The organism is Phenylobacterium sp. (assembly GCF_036502675.1).
GTDB lineage: Bacteria > Pseudomonadota > Alphaproteobacteria > Caulobacterales > Caulobacteraceae > Phenylobacterium.
Genome location: NZ_DASXYF010000051.1, coordinates 19,862 through 38,619, shown reverse-complemented (window position 1 = coordinate 38,619; position 18,758 = coordinate 19,862). Strand labels below are relative to the sequence as shown.

The window sequence follows — 18,758 nt, the reverse complement described above, 5'->3', positions numbered from 1 at the left end:
GAGCGGCAAGTCCGATGGCCAAGGAACCGGCTCGCGTCAAACGCCGCGAGCGCAAGAACATCACTTCGGGCGTGGCGCACGTGAACGCCTCGTTCAACAACACCATGATCACCATCACCGACGCCCAGGGGAACACCATCTCCTGGTCCAGCGCCGGCGCGATGGGCTTCAAGGGCTCGCGCAAGTCGACGCCCTACGCCGCGCAGATGGCGGCTGAAGACGCGGGCCGCAAGGCCGCCGAGCACGGCGTGCGCACGCTGGAAGTCAGCGTCTCCGGCCCTGGCTCCGGACGGGAATCGGCGCTCCGCGCGCTGCAGGCGGTCGGCATGACCATCACCACCATCCGCGACGTCACCCCCATTCCGCACAATGGCTGCCGGCCGCCCAAGCGCCGGCGCGTCTGAGTACCTATCTGCTGCTATTCCCTGCGCCGGACCGCGCCCGCGGCCGGCGATCCTGCGTTTCAAGGGACACCCCGTGATCGAAAGAAACTGGAACGAGCTCATTCGTCCCGAAAAGCCGCTGATCGAAACCGGCTCCGACGCCAACCGCAAGGCGCGCCTGGTGGCCGAGCCCCTCGAGCGCGGCTTCGGCGTCACCCTCGGCAACAGCCTGCGCCGGGTGCTGCTCTCCTCGCTGCAGGGCGCAGCGGTCACCGCCGTCCAGATCGACGGCGTCGTGCATGAATTCTCCTCCCTCGAGGGCGTCCGCGAGGATGTCGTCGACATCGTGCTGAACATCAAGCAACTCGCCGTGCGCATGCACGTCGAAGGCCCCAAGCGCATGACCCTGCGCGCCACCGGTCCCGGCGCGGTCACCGCCAGCCAGATCGAGGCGCCCGCCGACATCGAGATCCTCAACGGCGACCATGTGCTCTGCACCCTGGACGACGGCGCCCAGGTGCGCATGGAGTTCACCGTCCAGACCGGCAAGGGCTACGTTCCCGCCGAGATCAACCGCCCGGAAGACGCCCCCATCGGCCTGATCGCCGTGGACGCGCTCTATTCGCCGGTCAAGCGCGTCGCCTACCGCGTCGAGCCCACCCGCCAGGGCCAGAGCCTCGACTACGACAAGCTGATCATGGAAGTGGAGACCAACGGCGCCGTCTCGCCGGTGGACGCCGTGGCCTACGCCGCCCGCATCCTGCAGGACCAACTGCAGATCTTCATCACCTTCGAAGAGCCGAAGAAGAAGGTCGAGGGCGAGGCCAAGCCCGAGCTGCCGTTCAACCCGGCTCTGCTCAAGAAGGTCGACGAGCTGGAGCTCTCCGTCCGCTCGGCCAACTGCCTGAAGAACGACAACATCGTCTACATCGGCGACCTGATCCAGAAGACCGAGGCGGAGATGCTGCGCACGCCCAACTTCGGGCGCAAGTCGCTGAACGAGATCAAGGAAGTCTTGGCCGGCATGGGCCTGCACCTGGGCATGGACGTGCCCAACTGGCCGCCGGAAAACATCGAAGAGCTGGCCAAGAAGTTCGAAGACCAGATGTGATTTGTCACGCGGCGCGTCGAGAGACGCCCCGCCCTGAGAAAGTGAGACCGCCATGCGCCACGGTTACGCGCGACGCAAACTGGGCCGCACCAGCGCCCACCGCACCGCCCTCTTCGCCAACATGGCGGCAAGCCTGATCAAGCACGAGCAGATCGTCACCACCCTGCCCAAGGCCAAGGAGCTGCGGCCGGTGGTCGAAAAGCTGGTGACCCTGGCCAAGCGCGGCGATCTGCACGCGCGCCGCCAGGCGATCGCCCAGGTGCGCGACAAGGACCAGGTCTCCAAGCTGTTCGCCGTGCTGGGCCCGCGCTATGCGGAGCGCCGCGGCGGCTACATCCGCGTGCTGAAGGCCGGCTTCCGCTACGGCGACAACGCCCCCCTGGCGGTGATCGAGTTCGTCGACCGCGACCCGGCCGAAAAGGGCAAGGACTCCGGCCCGGTCCAGCAGGACGCCTTCGGCGAAGCCTGAGGCTTTCCAGCCAATTCCTATTTCGAAAAGCCCCGGAGCCCCTGGTTCCGGGGCTTTTTTCGCCCGGGCCGTGTCCGCTTCGTCGCCCGCCGGGGGACTCCCGCCGTGACACTGCCGCCCGGCCCTGTATACCGTCCGGCCCAGCTGCACCCTGCTCCGGGAACCGCGTGATGACCGACACCTCCGAGGGCGCGCCGGAGCCCGCCGCCGGCCGCCGCCGCGCCGCCCTGGGCTTCGTGTTCTTCGCCGTCATGCTGGACATGATCGCCATGGGGGTGGTGATCCCGGTGCTGCCGCGGCTGATCCAGGCCTTCACCCATGGCGAAGCGGCTGCGGCGGCCCGCTACATCGGCTGGTTCGCCGCCTGCTGGGCCCTGATGCAGTTCTTCGCCTCGCCGGTGCTGGGCGCGCTCTCCGACCGCTTCGGACGCCGGCCGGTGATGCTGATCTCCATGTTCGGCCTGGGCCTCGACTACGTGGTCATGGCCCTGGCGCCCAACCTCTTCTGGCTGTTCCTCGGCCGCCTGGTCTCCGGCGTCACCGCGGCCACCTTCGCCACCGCCAACGCCTACATCGCCGACATCACCCCGCCGAAGGAGCGCGCCGCCCGCTTCGGCGTGCTCAGCGTGGCCTTCGGGATCGGCTTCATCTTCGGCCCGGCGCTCGGCGGCCTGCTGGGCGACATCGACCCGCGCCTGCCGTTCTGGGCCGCCGCGGGCCTGACCTTCGCCAACTGGCTCTACGGCCTGTTCGTCCTGCCGGAATCCCTGCCGAAGGCGCGGCGCCGCAAGTTCAGCTTCAAGCTCGCCAACCCCGTGGGCTCCTTCGCCCTCTACCGCTCCAGCCCCGGCATGCTGGGCCTGGGCGCCGTGGTCTTCCTGTTCTACCTGGCCCACCAGGTGCTGCAGAGCACCGTGGTGCCCTACGTCGACTACCGCTACGGCTGGAGCGCCAGGATGGTGGGCGTCTGCCTGGCCCTGGTGGGCGTGGGCTCCATCGTCGTGCAGGGCGGGGTCGTGCGGCCCTTCGTGGCGAAGTTCGGCGAGCGCGGCGCCCTGTTCGCCGGCCTGTTCTCCGGCGCCGTCGGCTTTGCGATCTACGGCGCGGCGCCCACCACCGGCCTCTTCCTCTCCAGCATCCCGATCTTCGCCTTCATGGGCCTGGTCAGCCCGGGCTTCCAGGGCCTGATGAGCCGCATGGTCTCGCCCTCCGAACAGGGCCGGCTGCAAGGCGCCAACATGGGGCTGATGGCCATCGCCAGCCTCATCGGCCCGATCCTGTTCACCGAGGTCTTCGCCCACGCCATCGGCCCCTGGCGCCATTGGGCCCCGCTGGGCGCGCCCTTCTACGTCGCCTGCGCCCTGATGGTGGCCGCCATGGCGATCTCGCTCGGCGTGCGCCCCAGGGATGTCCCCGAGGCCGAGCCCGCGGGGGGGTGACGGGGGAGGGGCTGGCGAAAGCCTGGGCCCGACGCCATCTTTGCGCCCGAAACTTCAGCCTGATCCGCACGTTCCCTGCCGACACCCGGAGCCTCAATGCGCCCGCATCGCCTCCTGCTTCCCGCCCTGGTCCTGCTCACCGCCTGCTCCGACCCGTCCAGCCGCAGCCAGGCGCAGGTCGCCCTGGCCCAGCCCAGCCGCGCCGCGCCCTCCAGCGCGCTGTCCATGAAGCAGTCCTTCGCGCCCGTGGTGAAGCGGGCCGCGCCGGCGGTGGTCAACATCTCCTCCAAGCGGCTGGTGCGCCAGCAGGCCGATCCGTTCTGGCAGATGTTCGGCATGGGCGCGCCGCGCGACCGCGTCGAGGGCTCGCTGGGCTCCGGCGTCATCGTCCGCGCCGACGGGGTGATCGTCACCAACGCCCACGTGGTGGAGGGCGGCCAGGAGATCACCGTGGCGCTGGCCGACCGCCGGGAGTTCCCGGCCAAGATCCTGCTGGCCGACCCGCGCACCGACCTGGCGGTGTTGAAGATCGAGGTGGGCGCCGACCGCCTGCCGGTGTTGCCCATCGACGACAGCGGCGACGCCCAGGTGGGCGACCTGGTGCTGGCCATCGGCGACCCCTTCGGCGTCGGCCAGACCGTCACCAACGGCATCGTCTCGGCGCTCAACCGCACCGCCGACCCCACCGGCGACGCCGCCTCCAGCTACATCCAGACCGACGCGGCGATCAATCCGGGCAACTCCGGCGGCGCCCTGGTTGACATGGACGGCGACCTGATCGGGGTGAACAGCTTCATCCTCTCCCGCTCGGGCACCTCCAGCGGCGTGGGCTTCGCCGTGCCCGCCACCATGGTCAAGCGGGTGGTGGAGGCCGCGGTCGGCGGCGGCCATGCGGTGGTGCGCCCCTGGCTGGGCGCGCGGGCCCAGCCGGTCACCGCCGAGATCGCCCGCTCGCTCGGCATGACCGCCCCCATCGGCGCCCTGGTGACCGACGTCTGGCCGGACAGCGCCGCGGCCCGCGCCGGCCTGCGGCAGGGCGACGTCATCGTCTCGGTGGACGGCCGCCCGCTCGCCGACGGCTCCAGCCTGACCTACCTGATCTCCACCCACCGGCCGGGCGACACCATCCGCCTGGGCGTCCGACGCGGCGGCGGGGCGGAGCAGGCGCTCAGCGTCCGCGCCGAGCCGGCGCCCGCCAGCCCGCCCAAGGACCAGCGCACCCTCGCCGGCCGCAGCCCCTTCGACGGCGCCACGGTGGTCAACCTCTCGCCGGCGGTGGCCGACGAGCTGGGCGTCGATCCCTTCGCCGCCAAGGGCGTGCTGATCACCGGCGTCGGCCGCGGCTTCGCCATGAACGCCGGCTTCCAGCCGGGCGACCTGATCCTCGACGTCAACGGCCGCAAGATCGCCACCACCGCCGACCTCGCCGCCGCCACCGCCGCCTCCGCCCGGCAATGGCGCATCACCATCGTCCGCGGCGGCCAGCAGATCGACGCGGTGCTGACTCCCTAAGCCGCCCCCGCCGATGCTATCCTGACCCATGGCCGATCTCTTCGAAGCCGCCGGGCTGACCCCCCAGGCGCCCGCGCCGCTGGCGGACCGGCTGCGGCCGCAGAGCCTCGACGAGGTGGTCGGCCAGGACCACCTGCTGGGGCCGCAGGGACCGATCCGCCGCATGGCCCAGGCCCGGCGGCTGTCGTCGATGATCCTCTGGGGTCCGCCCGGGACCGGCAAGACCACCATCGCCCGCCTGCTGGCCCGCGAGGCCGGCTACGAGTTCGCCCAGCTGTCGGCGGTGTTCTCCGGCGTCGCCGACCTGAAGAAGGCCTTCGAGGCCGCCCGCGTCCGCCGCACGGCGGGCCAGTCGACCCTGCTGTTCGTCGACGAGATCCACCGCTTCAACCGCGCCCAGCAGGACGGCTTCCTGCCCTTCGTGGAATCCGGCGTGGTCACCCTGGTGGGCGCCACCACCGAGAACCCGTCCTTCGAGCTGAACGGCGCGCTCCTGTCCCGCTGCCAGGTGTTCGTGCTGAAGCGCCTGGACGACGCGGCCCTGGAGACCCTGCTGGAAAAGGCCGAGGCCCACGAGCGCCGGCCGCTGCCGCTGCAGCCCGAGGCGCGCCAGGCGATGGTCGCGCTGGCCGACGGCGACGGCCGCTACCTGCTGAGCCTGGCCGAGACCCTCTACAACATCGGTTCGGCCAGCCCACTCTCCACAAAGGAACTGGGCGAGGTGCTGCAGAAGCGCAGCCCCGCCTACGACAAGGACCGGGAGGAGCACTACAACCTGGTCTCGGCCCTGCATAAGTCGATCCGCGGCTCCGACCCCGACGCGGCGCTCTACTGGCTGGCCCGCATGCTGGCGGGCGGCGAGGACCCGCTCTACGTCGCGCGGCGCCTGGTCCGCGCCGCGGCCGAGGACATCGGCGAGGCCGACCCGATGTCCCTCGTCCTCGCCAACGCGGCGAAGGATACGTACGACTTCCTGGGCTCGCCGGAGGGGGAAATCGCGCTGGCCCAGCTGGTGGTGCACCTGGCGACCGCCCCCAAGTCCAACGCCGTCTACGCCGCCTTCAAGCAGGCCCAGGCCGCGGCCCGCGAGACCGGCTCGCTGATGCCGCCTTCGCACATCCTCAACGCGCCCACCCGGCTGATGAAGGACCTGGGGTACGGCAAGGGCTACGCCTACGACCACGACCAGGAGCAGGGCTTCTCCGGCCAGAACTACTTCCCCGACGGCATGGAACGGCGGATCTTCTATGCCCCCAAGGGCAAGGGCGCCGAGGCCAGGATCAAGAAGCGCCTGGAGGCCTGGGCCGCCGAGCGCGCCAGGCGGAGCCAGGGATGACGGTTGCGATCGCCCCCCCAGATCCTCCCCCACAGGGGGAGGGGGACCGCGAAGCGGTGGAGTGGGTTCCAGCCGCGGCGCCGGGGATGAAACCCCCTCAGTCAGCTTCGCTGACAGCTCCCCCTGGGGGGGAGCATCTTCAAGTGTCGGAGCCCCGCGCTTGAAGCAGCCCACCCCCCTGCGCCTGACCCCCGACGAGGACGCCTTCGTCCGCAGCCTGGTGATCTTCGAGGACGCCGAGATCCTGGCGTTCAACAAGCCGGCCGGGCTCTCCAGCCAGGCCGGCCGCACCCCGGGCAAGACCCTCGACGAGCTGCTCTGGGCCTTCGCCCGGCCGGGCAAGGCGCGCCCGCGGCTGGTGCACCGGCTGGACCGCGACACCTCCGGCGTGATCCTCACCGCCAAGACCAAGCCCGCCGCCGGCTTCCTCGGCAAGGCGATCATGGGCCGCCGCGTGTTCAAGACCTACCGCGCCATCGTCGCCCCGGGTCCGCCCGAGCCGCCGCAGGGGCTGATCGAGACGCCGCTGCGGCGCGAGGAGCTGGGGCGCGAAGCCTATATGCGCGTCTGCGCTCCCGACCACCCGGACGCCGAGAGCGCCCGCACCCGCTACCGCACACTGGGTAGGGGCGCCGCCGCCGCGCTCCTGGAGCTGGAGCCGCACACCGGACGCATGCACCAGCTCCGCGTCCACCTGGCCAGCCTGGGCCGGCCCATCGTCGGCGACGCCCGTTACGGGGGCGCGCTCATCGTCGGCGGCCGTCCCGCGCCCCGGCTGATGCTGCACGCATCGGCCTTGCGCTTTCCGCATCCCGCGGGCGGCGAGGCGCGGCTGGAGGCGCCGGTCCCGCCCGACATGGACGACCTGACCACCGGACTCGGCCTGGGGTGACAGGAACGGCCGCCGGCCTCGTCCGTTTCTGCTCCAAACACCGGAACCAAAACGGTTTTCCGCCTGGAGCGAACGTAAGATGAAGCGCTTGGCCCTTGCTCTGCTCGCCGCCGCCGTGCTGGCCGGTTGCGCCGCCGTCCCCACCGTCTACCAGCCCGCCGCGGGGCCGCAGGGCGTGGGTTTCTCCGAGTACCGCATCGAGGCCGACCGCTACCGCGTCACCTTCCGCGGCGGCCCCGGCGCGCCGCCGGAACAGGTGGCCGACTACGCCCTGCTGCGCGCCGCCGACCTGACCCTCGACCGGGGCTACGACTGGTTCCGGGTCGTCGAGCGCGACCTGCGCCAGGCCGGTCCCGACAGCCGGCCGCGGATGTCCATCGGTACGGGCGGCGCCGACTTCGGCCGCCACAGCGCGGTGGGCGTCGGCATCGGGACCAGCTTCAACCTGGGCGGGGGCGGCCCGCCGCTCGCCCAGACCCTGGAGATCCTGCTGGGCAAGGGCGCCGCGCCCCGCGGGGCCGACGTCTACGACGCCCGCGAAGTCCGCAAGTCGGCCGGCGCCCGGATCTAGCTTTGCCGACGCGGCCCAACCGCGCATAAGGAGGCGATGCGAAACCTCCTGCTGGTGGCCGTCGGCGGCGGCGCGGGCGCCGTGGCCCGCTATCTCCTGGGCGGCTGGGCCCTGCGCAGCTTCGGCCCCGACTGGCCCTATGGCACCTTCATGGCCAATGTGCTCGGCGGCTTCCTGATGGGCGTGCTGGTGGGCTTCCTGGCCCATCGCGGCGCGGCGGACCAGGAGCGGCTGCGTCTGCTGCTGGCGGTCGGCGTGCTGGGCGGCTTCACCACCTTCTCGGCCTACTCCCTGGAGCTTTCCCGCATGGTCGAGACCCGCGCCTACGGGCCGGCGGCCCTCTACGCCACGGCCTCCGTCCTGGTCTCGGTCGCCGCCCTGTTCGTCGGCCTGCTGCTCTCCCGGCGGCTGTTCGCATGAACGAGGTCCGCACCATCGCGGTGGCGGCCGACGAGGCCGGCGTGCGCCTCGACCGCTGGTTCCGCCGCCGCTGGCCGCACCTCGGCCAGGGCCAGCTGCAGAAGCTGATCCGCTCCGGCCAGGTGCGGGTGGACGGCGCCCGCGCCAAGGCCGACGCCAGGCTGGAGGCCGGCGCCCTGGTCCGCGTGCCGCCGCTGCCCGACGCCCCGCCCAGCGAGCGCGACCGCCCGCTCAGCTCCCGCGACGCCGCCTTCGCCAGGTCCCTGACGCTCTATGAGGACGACGAGGTGCTGGTGCTCAACAAGCCCGCCGGCCTCGCCGTGCAGGGCGGCACCAAGACCAGCCGCCACGTCGATGGCCTGCTGGGCGCCTGGGGCGAGGGGCTGACCCGCCCGCGGCTGGTGCACCGCCTCGACCGCGACACCTCCGGCGTGCTGGTGCTGGGCAAGTCGCCCCAGGCCGCCGCCCGCCTGTCCGGCGCCTTCGCCCGGCGCCGGGCGCAGAAGACCTACTGGGCCATCGTCATGGGGTTCCCCAAGCCCGGGGAGGGCGTGCTCGACCTGCCGCTGGTCAAGCGCGGGGTCGGCGACCGCGAGCTGATGGTCCCGGCCGAGCCCAAGGAGCCCCGCGCCGAGGCCGCCCAGACCGAGTTCGTCACCATCGCCCGCGCCGGCCCTCGCGCGGCCTGGATGGCGCTGCGCCCGCTCACCGGCCGCACCCACCAGCTCCGCGCCCACATGAAGGCCATGGGCCACCCGATCCTCGGCGATCCCAAGTACGGCGACGAGGCCTCCCGCGAACTCTCCGGCGACCTCAAGCTGCAGCTCCACGCGCGCCGCCTGGTCCTGCCGCACCCGACCAAGGGCACGCTGGTGCTGGAGGCTCCGCTCAGTCCCGAGATGCGCGAAGGCTTCGCCCGCTTCGGCTTCGACGAGCACGAGGCGGCGCACGACCCGTTCCAGGGGCCCGGGCGCCGCTGAGGCGCTGGTCAGACCAGCCCGGCCGCCGGTCGCACGTCGGCGCTGCCCGGGAACACCGCCGTGTCCAGCGCCGCCCGCCCAACGCCCATGTGCTCGGCCAGCACGCCCTTGAACAGGCCGCGCATGTCGAGCGCGGGGGCCACGTCGCGGTCCTCGAACAGCGCCTGGCGCCGCAGCGTCGGCCAGTCGCCCACCACGCCGCCGCGCTTCAGGGCGCCGCCCAGCACCAGGGCCGTCGAGGCCGTCCCGTGGTCGGTGCCGCCCGTGCCGTTGACCCGCGCCGTGCGGCCGAACTCGGTGGCGACCAGCACCACCGTGTCCGACCAGGCGGGTCCCAGGCCGGTGTGGATCCCGTCCAGCACCGCGTCGAGGTAGGCCAGCCGCACCGCCAGGGCGCCTTGCGCCGCGCCCTGGTTGGCGTGGGTGTCGAAGCCGTCCAGCGACAGGGCGGCCACCTGCGGCCCGCCGGCCTCGACCATGAAGCCGGCGAGGGTCGCGCCCAGCTTGCGGGCCGCCGCCTGGCCCTGCCGCAGATAGGCGGCCGCGGGAGCGGCCGGCCCGCCAGGCGCCGCCATCGCCATCTGGCTGTCCGCGGCCGGGGCGGGGTCGGGCGCAACGGGCAGGTTGCTCATCGCCGCCTGGGCCATGGCCTCGGTGGCTAGGCCCTGGGCCAGCGCCGGGCCCAGCAGCGGATCGTCCTTGTAGAGGTCCTGCAGCAGGGTCGGCAGTCGGGCCGAGCCGTCCACCACCTTGCCCGGCGACCAGGAGCCCGCGGGCGCCTTGCCCCGCAGGATCAGCGGCGCGGTGGGACCGACCGACAGCGCCTGCACCTTCCGCTGGGCCGACAGGCTCGCCACCGCCCGGTTCAGCCAGCCCGAGGACGCCCCGTAGGCGGCGGTGGCGCCGGATTCCAGCACGTCCTGCGCCTCGAAGTGCGAGCGCGCCCGATCCGGCGTGGCCGCCGCCGGCGCGATGCGCGCCTGGCCGGCCAAGGCCAGGGCGTGGATGCCGGGCAGCGCGGGATGCAGGGCGAAGGTCCCGTCGAGCTTCAGGGCCTCGGAGCCCAGCGCGATCGATCCGCGCAGGCCCGCATAGTCCGGATCGCCCACCGGCGGGGAGACCGACAGCCCGTCCATGCCGCCGCGGCAGATCACCACGATCAGCTTGCGCCGGGCGAACCCGCCCTCCGTGGCGGCGAAGGCCTGGCGGGCGAGGAACTGCAGGGAGAGGCCGAAGCCGGCGGCGGCGGCCAGCGCCTGGCGGCGGGTGGGGGCGGGCGGGGTCATCGGCGTTGGAACTCCGGGCTCATCAGCAGCAGGGCGAAGGCCTCGGGCCGCGACTCGGCCCTGGCGATCGCCGTGGCGGTGGCCGGCCGCAGCCGCGCCCCCAGCGCCTGGTCGGCCAGCCGGCGCGGGTCCCGGTCGCTGGCGGCCGCGGCGGCGAAGGCCTGCGCCCAGGTCATCCGCTTGACGATGGCGTCGGGCGCCGCCCAGTTCTGCGCCTCGTCCGGCCAGCCTTTGGGGGAGGGGGCGGAGAAGGCCTTCTGGCCCATGCCGTTCAGCACCCCGGCCAGGGCGCCGATGTCGCGCGGACCGCCGCCGGCCGCCCGCCAGCTCGACACCAGGAATTCGTAGGGCGTCTTGAACTTGGCCGGTTGGGGATCCCAGGCCTCCGGGGCGGAGATCAGCGTCTCGGCCACCCTGTCCAGCCGCCCGCCGCCGGCCGTCCAGCTCCGTTCCAGGCGGGCGACCAGGGCCGGGTCCGGCTGGTCGGCGGTGAAGTGGCGGGCGATCTTCGTGCAGACGAAGCGGGCGGTCTGCGGCTTGCCGGCGAGGTCCGCCAGGATCGCCGTGGCCTGCTCGCGTCCGCCGTCGGGATAGCGCACGCCCATCACGGTCCGTGCGCCGGGCTCGTGCGCCGCCTCGCGGAACATCGCCGTCCCGGCGGCTTCGGCGTCGGTCCGCAGGCCGCCGATGCTGATCCCCGTCAGCGCGCGGGCGAACTCGGTGACGTCGGCCTGGGCGTAGCCGCCGTCGACGCCCACGGTGTGCAACTCCAGGATCTCGCGGGCCAGGTTCTCGTTCAGCCCCGGCTGGCGGCCGTTCTGGGCCTGGCGGCGGCGCAGGAACTGGGCGGCGCGGCTGTCCGGCCCCACCGACTGGGCCTGGTCCAGGTAGAGCAGCATGGCCGGGTGGGTCTCGGCCGCGACCAGCAGGTCTTCGAAGCGGCCGAACACGTGCGGCCGGATGGCCTCGGTCTCGAAGGGGCCCACCACCGTCGCGGTGGCCAGCTTGGTGGCCGAGACCGTGAAGTGGTTGGCCCAGAACAGCGCCCAGCGCTCGCGGAAGCCCGCCTCGGCGCCGGCGGCCAGCCGGGCGCGGGCCAGGAAGTCGGCGCCGGTGTCGTCGCGCAGCAGGCGGCGCGCCATTTTCACCGGGTCGCGGTCCTGGGTGTCCGGCGTCCCGGCGTTCCGCCCCGCCCCGTCCGGGCGCGCGTCGCGGCGGGTCTGGCGGAAGGCGCGCAACTCGGCGATCCGCTGGGCGGAGGTCTCGCCCTCGCCCGCCGGCAGGTCGGCCCCCTGCGGCCGGATCTGGGCGCGGAGGAAGCCTTCGGGGTCGGACCTGGCCTGGTCGATCTCGCCCGTGCGGCCGCCCAGGCCGAACCGGGTGACGGCGATCGCCGCCTTCATGTCCCTGTCGATCATCCAGGCCTCCTTGCGCTGGGCTCCCAACGCCCCCATTCCACGCAGGTCGCTCGCCGCTTCCGTCGCGGGCGGGGTTGGAGGCGTCGCGTGCAGCGGGGATTCAAGGAGCCGGGCGACAAGCCGCGGCGGTTCTACAAGGCGGTGAGCGTCGCCCCGGAGCCGGGCGGTTTCCTGGTCAAGCTGGACGAGCGGGCGGTGCGCACCCCGGGCGGCGCGCGGCTGGTCCTGCCGACCGAAGCTCTTGCCCGGTTGATCGCGGACGAATGGGCCGCCCAGGGCGAGCGCCTGGAGATGGCCGCCATGCACGCCACCCGGCTCGCCAACACCGCCATCGATGCGATCCCCGCCGCACGGGAGCCCACCGCCGCCGACGTGGCCCAGTTCGCGGCCAGCGACCTGCTCTGCTACCGCGCCGAAGCCCCGGCCGCCCTGACCGAACGCCAGGCGGAACGGTGGGACCCGATCCTGGCCCGGGCCGAGCGGGAGGCGGGCCTGAGCTTCGTCCGCGCCCGCGGGATCGTCCACCAGGCCCAACCGGCCCGGACGCCGGCGCGGGTCCGGGCGCTGGCCCTCGAGCTCGACGACTTCCGCCTCGCGGGCCTGGCGTTCGGCGCGGCGCTCTATGGCTCCGCGGTGCTGGCGATCGCGGCGCTCCGCGCCTGGCTGAGCGCCGAGGAGGCCTTCGATCTCTCCCGCCTGGACGAGGCCTGGCAGGAGGACATGTGGGGCGAGGACGCCGAGGCCGCCCAGCGCACCGCGCGCCTGCGCGGCGAGGCCCGCACGCTGGAACGCTGGTTCCGCAGCCTCGGCTGAGCGGAACAAGGCCCGGCCTCTCCCGTTCCCCTGGCGAGCCGAATCCGGCCTGCGACACAGGGAGAATCCGTAATGGCTGACCGATGGAATGACGAGCGCGACCTCGAGCGCTGGCGCCGCGAACGACGCTACGGCCGCGACGCCTACAGCCGGGGCGACTACCGGGCCCAGGCCCCCGAAGACCGCAGCTTCGGCGACCACGAGCACGACGCCGACTGGGACCACGACTATGACGTCCCGCGCCGCGCCGCCGCCGAGCGCGGGCCCGAGCGGCGCGATCCCAGCCAGGGCTACGCCGGACCCGGCGGCGGGCGTTGGTCGGGCTACAGCGGCGCGCCGCCCTACGGCGGACCACGGGCGGCCAACCCCTACGGCTATCGCGGGGCCGCGGGCGACTACGGCGAGGAGCCCGGCCGCGACTACCGGTACGAGGCCGGGTCGGCGGACCCCTACCGCGACTACGAGCCGCGCGGCGCAAGGCCGGGCGAGTACGCCAGCTTCGGCTTCGGCCATGACCTGGGGGGCGGCGACACGCCCCGCATCCTGCGCCGCGACCGGGACGAGGCGGCGCGCCGCGAGCACCGGCGGGACGAAGGGCCTCGCCGCTTCTTCGACCGCGCCGCCGACACCGTGGCCTCCTGGTTCGGCGCCACGGAGCACGACCCGCGGATGACCGGCCCCGCCGGCCATCGCGGCAAGGGGCCGAAGGGCTACCGCCGCTCCGACCAGCGGATCAGCGACGACGTGCACGACGTCCTCACCGACGATCCCTACCTGGACGCCTCGGAGATGACCGTGACCGTGCTCAACGGCGAGGTGACGCTCTCGGGCGTGGTCATCGACCGCGACGCCAAGCATCGGGCCGAGCGGCGGGTGGAGCGCGTCAGCGGCGTCGACCACGTGCAGAACAACCTGCGCATCGGCCAGGTCGCCGGCGCCAAGCCCTTCGAGACCGGCAACCCCCTGACCAGCGCCGGCCGCGGCTTCGGCGACAGCATCGTCGAAGCCCAGGCCAGGGGCGAACTGCCGAAGTCCCCGGACGACGGCGGCCCGCACTGACGCGGACCTCTTCCTCCCACATTCCGCAGAGGACGGGGAGTAAGAGGAGGGGGGAAGGGCCGTCTTGCGCTAAGCCGCCCCGAGGTGCGCGTCGTCGCCGCGGCCCAGGGGGTCGCGCAGCGGCTGGCCGTCGGGCGCGAACTCCAGCGAGACCGAATTGATGCAGTAGCGCAGCTTGGTCGGCGGCGGGCCGTCGGGAAACACGTGGCCCTGGTGCGAATTGCAGCGGGCGCAACGGGTCTCGATGCGCACCATGCCGTAGCTGGCGTCGCGCACCGCCCTGACGTTGGCCTCCGCGATCGGGGCGTAGAAGCTGGGCCAGCCGGTGCCGCTCTCGAACTTGGTCTCGGCGCGGAACAGCGGCAAGCCGCAGAGCCGGCAGCAGTAGACGCCGTTCTGCTTGTTGCCCAGCAGGCCGCCGCAGAACGGCGCCTCCGTCCCGTGCTTCAGCAGCACCTCGGCCTCGTCGCGGCTGAGGCCCGCCTCCAGGCGCTGGCGCTCGTCGGCGCTGGGGGGCGTGAGGTCGAAACCGGCGGAGGGCGAGAGGGCTGGATTGCTCATGGCCTGCAATCTAAGCTCGCCGGGGCGGGCGCGCCATAGGGCGGCGGGCGACCTTGAGGAGCGCGGGGACGGATGAACGGCCGAGGCGATCTGCCGGCGCTGTTGTTCTCCGCCGAGGGGCGGCTCTCGCGCACCCCGTTCCTGGCCGCGGCCATCCTGCTGATCGTCATGGCGGCGCTCTACGAGGCGATCGTCGGCACGACGCTGCACTGGCTCACCGGCTGGATGGTCTATCCCGCGCTCATATACTGCGGCGCCTGCGTGCTCTCGAAGCGGCTGCACGACCGCGGCCGGTCCGGCTGGTGGGCGGCGCTGATCCTGGTGGCGATGGTGGCGGTCTGGCCGCGGCCGATCGGCTTCTTCGACTTCCTGTTGGCCCTGGTGCTGATCTGGGCAGTGGTGGAGCTGGGCGTCATGTCGGGAGAGGCGGGCGCCAACCGCTACGGCCCCAGCCCGCTGCGCCCCGCCCCGGCCTAGAGCGGCGGCGGCGCCGGCTCGACCGGGCCGAACAGCGCCTCGAACGAGGCCTTCAGCGCCGCATCCGCCTCGGCGAGCGTCGCCTGCGCGCCCAGGTCCGCCAGGCTGGTGACCCCGTGCCGGGTGACGCCGCAGGGCACGATGCCGCCGAAGTGGGAGAGGTCCGGCGCGACGTTGAGCGCGATCCCGTGGAAGGACACCCAGCGCCGCAGCTTCACCCCGATGGCGGCGACCTTGTCCTCCCGGCCGGGCCTCGCCACCCAGACGCCCACGCGGCCCGGGCGGATCTCGCCGGCGACGCCGAGCTGCGCCAGGGCCCGGATCAGCCAGGCCTCCAGGGCCGCCACGAAGGCGTGCACGTCGCGCGCCCGGCGGTTCAGGTCCAGCATCACATAGGCCACCCGCTGGCCGGGCCCGTGGTAGGTGAGCTGGCCGCCGCGGCCGGTCCGGTACACCGGGAACCGGTCGGGCTCGAGCAGGTCCGCGTCCTTGGCCGACACGCCGGCCGTGTAGATCGGCGGGTGCTCCAGCAGCCAGACCAGCTCGCCGGCGCGGCCGTCGGCGATGGCGGCCGCCCGGGCCTCCATGGCCGCCACGGCGGCGGGATAGCCGACCTGCGCCGGCGACACCGCCCAGCCCACGGGGGTCCCGTCGTGGCGGGCGAAGAGCGGAGCCGGAGCGGCAGGACTTAACGAGCGGTCAAGCATGTGGGCGCTATGTGGGCGCAAGGCGGGGCGCGCGCAAATCCTGCGCTGCCGCAATGTCGCGGATCGAGGGTCCAGTTGAGTCAGGTCAAGGCGGTCAACGTCGAAATCGCGGTGGTGCTGGGGCGCTCCACCCTGCCGATGCAGCAGCTGCTGCGCATGGGCCGCGGCGCGGTGATTCCCCTCGACGCCAATGTGCACGAGGAGGTCTGGATCCTGGCCAACAACCACCCCGTGGCCCGCGGCGAGATCCAGATCCACGACGACCGCATCTCCATCGCCGTGACCCGGGCCGCCGACGTCTACGACTACATGGCCGGCGGCGGCGTCTGAGGATCTCGCCCGCGGCTTCGGTTCCGCGCCTGAACTCTTGAATTCCGGGCCCTTTCGCCGCGCCGCCGCACGCGGCGCCCGCGCGCACTTCACAAACCTGCGGGGGTTTGCTACGCCCCGCGCCTCACCACGGGCGGTCGTGGCGGAATTGGTAGACGCGCAGCGTTGAGGTCGCTGTGGGGCAACCCGTGGAAGTTCGAGTCTTCTCGACCGCACCAGTGATTGGGATCCAGCAGCATCCAGAGGTCTTGAGCGTCAGATAGGAGGGTCCGCATGAGCCGCGAATCGGCTGACCTGACCGACGTGACGGACCGACTCCCTCCGGAAGCCGACGAAGACCTGGAAGACCTGGCCCTGCGCGAGGACTACGCGCTGGCCCCGGAATTCGTCGCCATGGTGATCGACGCCGCCGACCGGGGCGACGCCGAGCGGCTGCGCGAGCTGCTGGACGCCCTGCATCCCGCCGACGTGGCCGACCTGATGGGCTTCCTCTCCGCGGACTACCGCGAGGAGGTGATCGCCCACCTCAACCCCGAGGCCCTGGCCGAGATCCTCTCCGAGCTGGACACCGAAATCCGCGAGGAGGTGCTGGAGCACGTGCCCTCCGAGACCCTGGCCAAGGCGCTGGGCGAGATGGAGTCCGACGACGCCGCCGACGTCGTCGACGACCTGGAGGCCGACAAGCGCGCCCAGGTGCTGGCCGCCATGCCGGAGAGCGAGCGGGTCGCCATCGAGACCTCGCTGGCCTACGAGGACGAGACCGCCGGCCGGCTGATGCAGCGCGAGGTGGTGGCCGCGCCGCAGTTCTGGACCGTCGGACAGGCCATCACCCACCTGCGCCGCGAGAGCGACGACCTGCCGGAGCTGTTCTTCGACGTCTATGTGGTCGATCCCGCCTATCGGCCGGTGGGCGCGGTGGCGGTGAGCCAGATGCTGCGCGCCGCTCCCTCGACGCCGCTGGCCCAGATCATGGAGCCGGTGACCGAGATCCCGGTCGACATGGACCAGGAAGAGGTCGCCTACATCTTCAACAAGTACCACCTGATCTCCGCCCCGGTGGTCGAGCCCGGCGGCCGGCTGGTGGGTCAGGTCACCGTCGACGACATCGTCGGCGTCATCCAGGAAGAGACCGAGGAAGACATCCTGGCCTTGGCCGGCGTGTCCGACGCCGGCCGCGACGCCGGCTTCCTGGGCATCGTCCGTTCGCGGCTGCCGTGGCTGCTGATCAACCTCGTCACCGAGGCCATCGCGGTGATCGTCATCGGCCCCTTCCAGCCGATGATCGCCAAGATCGTCATTCTGGTGATGTTGCTGCCGATCGTTTCATCGCTGGGCGGCAATGCCGGAACCCAGGCCCTGACCGTCGCGGTCCGCGCCCTCGCCGCCAAGGAGCTGAACGCGGCCAACGCCACGCGCATCATCGCGCGCGAGCTGGGCGTGGGCCTGCTGAACGGCGCGGCGGTGGGCCTGATCCTCGGCGGCGGCCTCTATGTCTGGCAGCATGACCTCAAGCTGTCGCTGGTGGTCTTCCTGGCGATCATCGCAAACCTCTTCGTCGCCGCGCTCGGCGGGATATTGGCGCCCATCGTGCTCGACCGGTTCGGGCGCGACCCGGCGGTCTCCTCGTCCGTCGTGGTCACCTTCATGACCGACTTCTTCGGATTCCTCGCCCTCCTGGGCATTGCCAGCCTGATACTGTTGTAGCCGGCCCGGATATTGCCCGTGTGGGGCGAGCGCCCCTTGCGTCGTGCCATTTTGGGTTAGAGGCGATGAAACCGCGTCAACAGGTCTCCCGCCCCGCGATCGCCATGATCAAGCGGTTCGAGGGCTATCGCCGGAAGGCCGCCCAGCTCCCCGACGGGCGCTGGACGATCGGCTACGGCCATACGGCCTCGGCCCGCAAGGGTGCGGAAGTCCCGGAACAGGACGCCGAAGCCCTGCTGATCTACGACCTGATCGAGGTCTCCCACGCGGTCAACGAGTGGACCTTCACCGCGCTGACCCAGAACCAGTTCGACGCGCTCGCTTCCTTCGTCTTCAACATCGGCGCCGAGCCGTTCCGCCACTCCCTGGTGCTGCGCCACCTGAACGAGGGCGCGCTCCTGCAGGCCGCCTGCGCCATGGAGCTGTGGCGGCGCGCCGAAGTCGGCAACGAGCGGATCGTGGTCGACGCCCTGGTCCGCCGCCGCGCGGCGGAGAAGGCGCTGTTCCTGACGCCGGCCGGCGCCTGGGTCCCGGCCCCGACCGCGGTCCTCAGGCCCGAGCTCGACATCGACCTGACCGGCCTGGTGCCGCACCAGGCGCCCGAAGCGGTCGAGACCTCGCTGGAGGGCGAGCGGGTGCGGGTCAGGCGCGATCTCGCCGCCTTCGTCGTCCCCAAGGCGCCGGAGCCCGCGGAGCCCAATCCCGCCCGCGCCGCCGCCGAGGCGGTGACCACGCGCCTGTCGGGCCTGTTCCGCGAGCTCGACCCGGCGGAAACGCCCGCCGTCATCCCCGCCCCCCCGGCCGAGACGCCGCCGGCCGAGGCCGCCCGCCCGTTCCCGCTGGCCGCGGGGGTGACCGGGCCCGGTCCCTTCGCCCCGGCCAACGATCTCGCCCGTCCCGTCCCGCCACACGCGGACACCCCCCCGGCGGTGGAGCGGCTGGACATCCCGGGCCGCCCGCCCGCCCAGTCCTGGCGCGACCTCGCCCCGCTCGCCGTGCTGGCGGCGCTGGGCCTGGCGCTGTTCGTCGGCGGCCTCTACTGGGCCTTCCACGTCGCCCCGGACGCGGGCGTCAGCGCCGGCGGCGCGCTCGGCGTGGGCTGGCTGGCCGGCGTGGCCGGCATCGGCTTCTTCAGTGTCGCCGCCTACCGCCTGTTCGAGCGGCTGGGCCAGGGCGACGGGGACGACGCGCTGGGCCGGTGACGCTCCCCGCCCGGCGGCTGCAGATCCACCGGGGTAAAGAAAGTAAACTGTCCGAAATAGGCGGCTTCCGCCGGAAGCGACTGCCTGC

The 18,758-nt window shown here is 72.7% G+C and carries 20 protein-coding genes and 1 tRNA gene; 17 read left to right on the top strand and 4 right to left on the bottom strand.

All coding sequences use genetic code 11. The annotated features are described in order from the left end of the window. Positions 1 to 14 precede the first annotated feature (14 nt). The 10 genes from rpsK (at position 15) to VGL30_RS05635 (ending at position 9,113) form a co-directional block, all read left to right on the top strand. On the top strand, positions 15 to 404 hold the full coding sequence (gene rpsK, locus VGL30_RS05680; RefSeq protein ID WP_331537685.1) for a 30S ribosomal protein S11: 390 nt from the start codon (positions 15 to 17) through the stop codon (positions 402 to 404). Between the two features lie 73 nt (positions 405 to 477). Further along, the gene (locus VGL30_RS05675) at positions 478 to 1,494 is read left to right on the top strand and encodes a DNA-directed RNA polymerase subunit alpha (RefSeq protein WP_331537683.1); all 1,017 of its coding nucleotides are present in this window, start codon (positions 478 to 480) and stop codon (positions 1,492 to 1,494) included. Positions 1,495 to 1,546: 52 nt separating this feature from the next. Then, a complete protein-coding gene (gene rplQ, locus VGL30_RS05670) occupies positions 1,547 to 1,963 on the top strand; it encodes a 50S ribosomal protein L17 (protein WP_331537681.1) in 417 nt (138 codons plus the stop codon). Between the two features lie 170 nt (positions 1,964 to 2,133). Next, positions 2,134 to 3,402: a TCR/Tet family MFS transporter gene (locus VGL30_RS05665; protein WP_331537679.1), complete on the top strand. Its 1,269-nt coding sequence runs from the start codon at positions 2,134 to 2,136 to the stop codon at positions 3,400 to 3,402. A gap of 96 nt (positions 3,403 to 3,498) precedes the next feature. Next, positions 3,499 to 4,914 (top strand): Do family serine endopeptidase, encoded by a 1,416-nt coding sequence (locus VGL30_RS05660; RefSeq protein WP_331537677.1) that lies wholly within the window; start codon positions 3,499 to 3,501, stop codon positions 4,912 to 4,914. 28 nt (positions 4,915 to 4,942) lie between these two features. Continuing rightward, entirely contained in the window at positions 4,943 to 6,250 is a 1,308-nt protein-coding gene (locus tag VGL30_RS05655) for a replication-associated recombination protein A (RefSeq protein WP_331537675.1), read from the top strand. A 160-nt stretch (positions 6,251 to 6,410) separates the two neighbouring features. Beyond that, on the top strand, positions 6,411 to 7,142 hold the full coding sequence (locus VGL30_RS05650) for an RluA family pseudouridine synthase (RefSeq protein ID WP_331537673.1): 732 nt from the start codon (positions 6,411 to 6,413) through the stop codon (positions 7,140 to 7,142). A gap of 79 nt (positions 7,143 to 7,221) precedes the next feature. Next, positions 7,222 to 7,713: a CC0125/CC1285 family lipoprotein gene (locus VGL30_RS05645; RefSeq protein WP_331537671.1), complete on the top strand. Its 492-nt coding sequence runs from the start codon at positions 7,222 to 7,224 to the stop codon at positions 7,711 to 7,713. 36 nt (positions 7,714 to 7,749) lie between these two features. After that, positions 7,750 to 8,133: a fluoride efflux transporter CrcB gene (gene crcB, locus VGL30_RS05640; protein ID WP_331537669.1), complete on the top strand. Its 384-nt coding sequence runs from the start codon at positions 7,750 to 7,752 to the stop codon at positions 8,131 to 8,133. Next, on the top strand, positions 8,130 to 9,113 hold the full coding sequence (locus tag VGL30_RS05635; protein ID WP_331537667.1) for an RluA family pseudouridine synthase: 984 nt from the start codon (positions 8,130 to 8,132) through the stop codon (positions 9,111 to 9,113). The genes crcB and VGL30_RS05635 overlap by 4 nt, the downstream gene beginning before the upstream one ends. 8 nt (positions 9,114 to 9,121) lie before the next feature. Here the strand turns inward: VGL30_RS05635 and VGL30_RS05630 are convergent, their stop codons facing one another. Both VGL30_RS05630 and VGL30_RS05625 read right to left on the bottom strand, forming a co-directional pair. Continuing rightward, positions 9,122 to 10,399 carry a DUF1501 domain-containing protein gene (locus tag VGL30_RS05630; RefSeq protein ID WP_331537665.1) on the bottom strand — a complete coding sequence of 426 codons (1,278 nt, stop codon included), beginning with the start codon at positions 10,397 to 10,399 and terminating at the stop codon, positions 9,122 to 9,124. Beyond that, positions 10,396 to 11,817, bottom strand: coding sequence for a DUF1800 domain-containing protein (locus VGL30_RS05625; RefSeq protein WP_331537663.1), 1,422 nt, complete (start codon positions 11,815 to 11,817; stop codon positions 10,396 to 10,398). Before VGL30_RS05625 ends, VGL30_RS05630 begins: the two co-directional genes overlap by 4 nt. Positions 11,818 to 11,904: 87 nt before the next feature. Here VGL30_RS05625 and VGL30_RS05620 point away from each other — a divergent pair, with 87 nt between their 5' ends. Continuing rightward, positions 11,905 to 12,630, top strand: coding sequence for an ATP12 family chaperone protein (locus tag VGL30_RS05620; protein WP_331537661.1), 726 nt, complete (start codon positions 11,905 to 11,907; stop codon positions 12,628 to 12,630). A 72-nt stretch (positions 12,631 to 12,702) separates the two neighbouring features. Continuing rightward, entirely contained in the window at positions 12,703 to 13,689 is a 987-nt protein-coding gene (locus tag VGL30_RS05615; RefSeq protein WP_331537659.1) for a BON domain-containing protein, read from the top strand. Positions 13,690 to 13,758: 69 nt separating this feature from the next. Here VGL30_RS05615 and msrB read toward each other — a convergent pair whose 3' ends face one another. Next, the gene (gene msrB, locus VGL30_RS05610) at positions 13,759 to 14,250 is read right to left on the bottom strand and encodes a peptide-methionine (R)-S-oxide reductase MsrB (RefSeq protein ID WP_331537657.1); all 492 of its coding nucleotides are present in this window, start codon (positions 14,248 to 14,250) and stop codon (positions 13,759 to 13,761) included. A 72-nt stretch (positions 14,251 to 14,322) separates the two neighbouring features. Here msrB and VGL30_RS05605 point away from each other — a divergent pair, with 72 nt between their 5' ends. Next, positions 14,323 to 14,727, top strand: coding sequence for a DUF805 domain-containing protein (locus VGL30_RS05605; protein ID WP_331537655.1), 405 nt, complete (start codon positions 14,323 to 14,325; stop codon positions 14,725 to 14,727). Here VGL30_RS05605 and lipB read toward each other — a convergent pair. Continuing rightward, on the bottom strand, positions 14,724 to 15,434 hold the full coding sequence (lipB, locus tag VGL30_RS05600) for a lipoyl(octanoyl) transferase LipB (RefSeq protein WP_331537653.1): 711 nt from the start codon (positions 15,432 to 15,434) through the stop codon (positions 14,724 to 14,726). The genes VGL30_RS05605 and lipB overlap by 4 nt on opposite strands. Before the next feature lie 75 nt (positions 15,435 to 15,509). On the opposite strand from lipB, the gene VGL30_RS05595 reads away from it, so the two are divergent. From VGL30_RS05595 to VGL30_RS05580, 4 genes are all read left to right on the top strand, one after another. Then, the gene (locus tag VGL30_RS05595) at positions 15,510 to 15,764 is read left to right on the top strand and encodes a FliM/FliN family flagellar motor switch protein (RefSeq protein ID WP_331537650.1); all 255 of its coding nucleotides are present in this window, start codon (positions 15,510 to 15,512) and stop codon (positions 15,762 to 15,764) included. A 133-nt stretch (positions 15,765 to 15,897) separates the two neighbouring features. After that, a tRNA-Leu gene (locus tag VGL30_RS05590) sits at positions 15,898 to 15,982 on the top strand. 55 nt (positions 15,983 to 16,037) lie between these two features. After that, positions 16,038 to 17,468, top strand: a complete 1,431-nt coding sequence (gene mgtE, locus VGL30_RS05585) for a magnesium transporter (RefSeq protein WP_331537648.1) — start codon at positions 16,038 to 16,040, stop codon at positions 17,466 to 17,468. Positions 17,469 to 17,533: 65 nt separating this feature from the next. Further along, on the top strand, positions 17,534 to 18,670 hold the full coding sequence (locus VGL30_RS05580) for a lysozyme (protein ID WP_331537646.1): 1,137 nt from the start codon (positions 17,534 to 17,536) through the stop codon (positions 18,668 to 18,670). Positions 18,671 to 18,758: the final 88 nt, after the last annotated feature.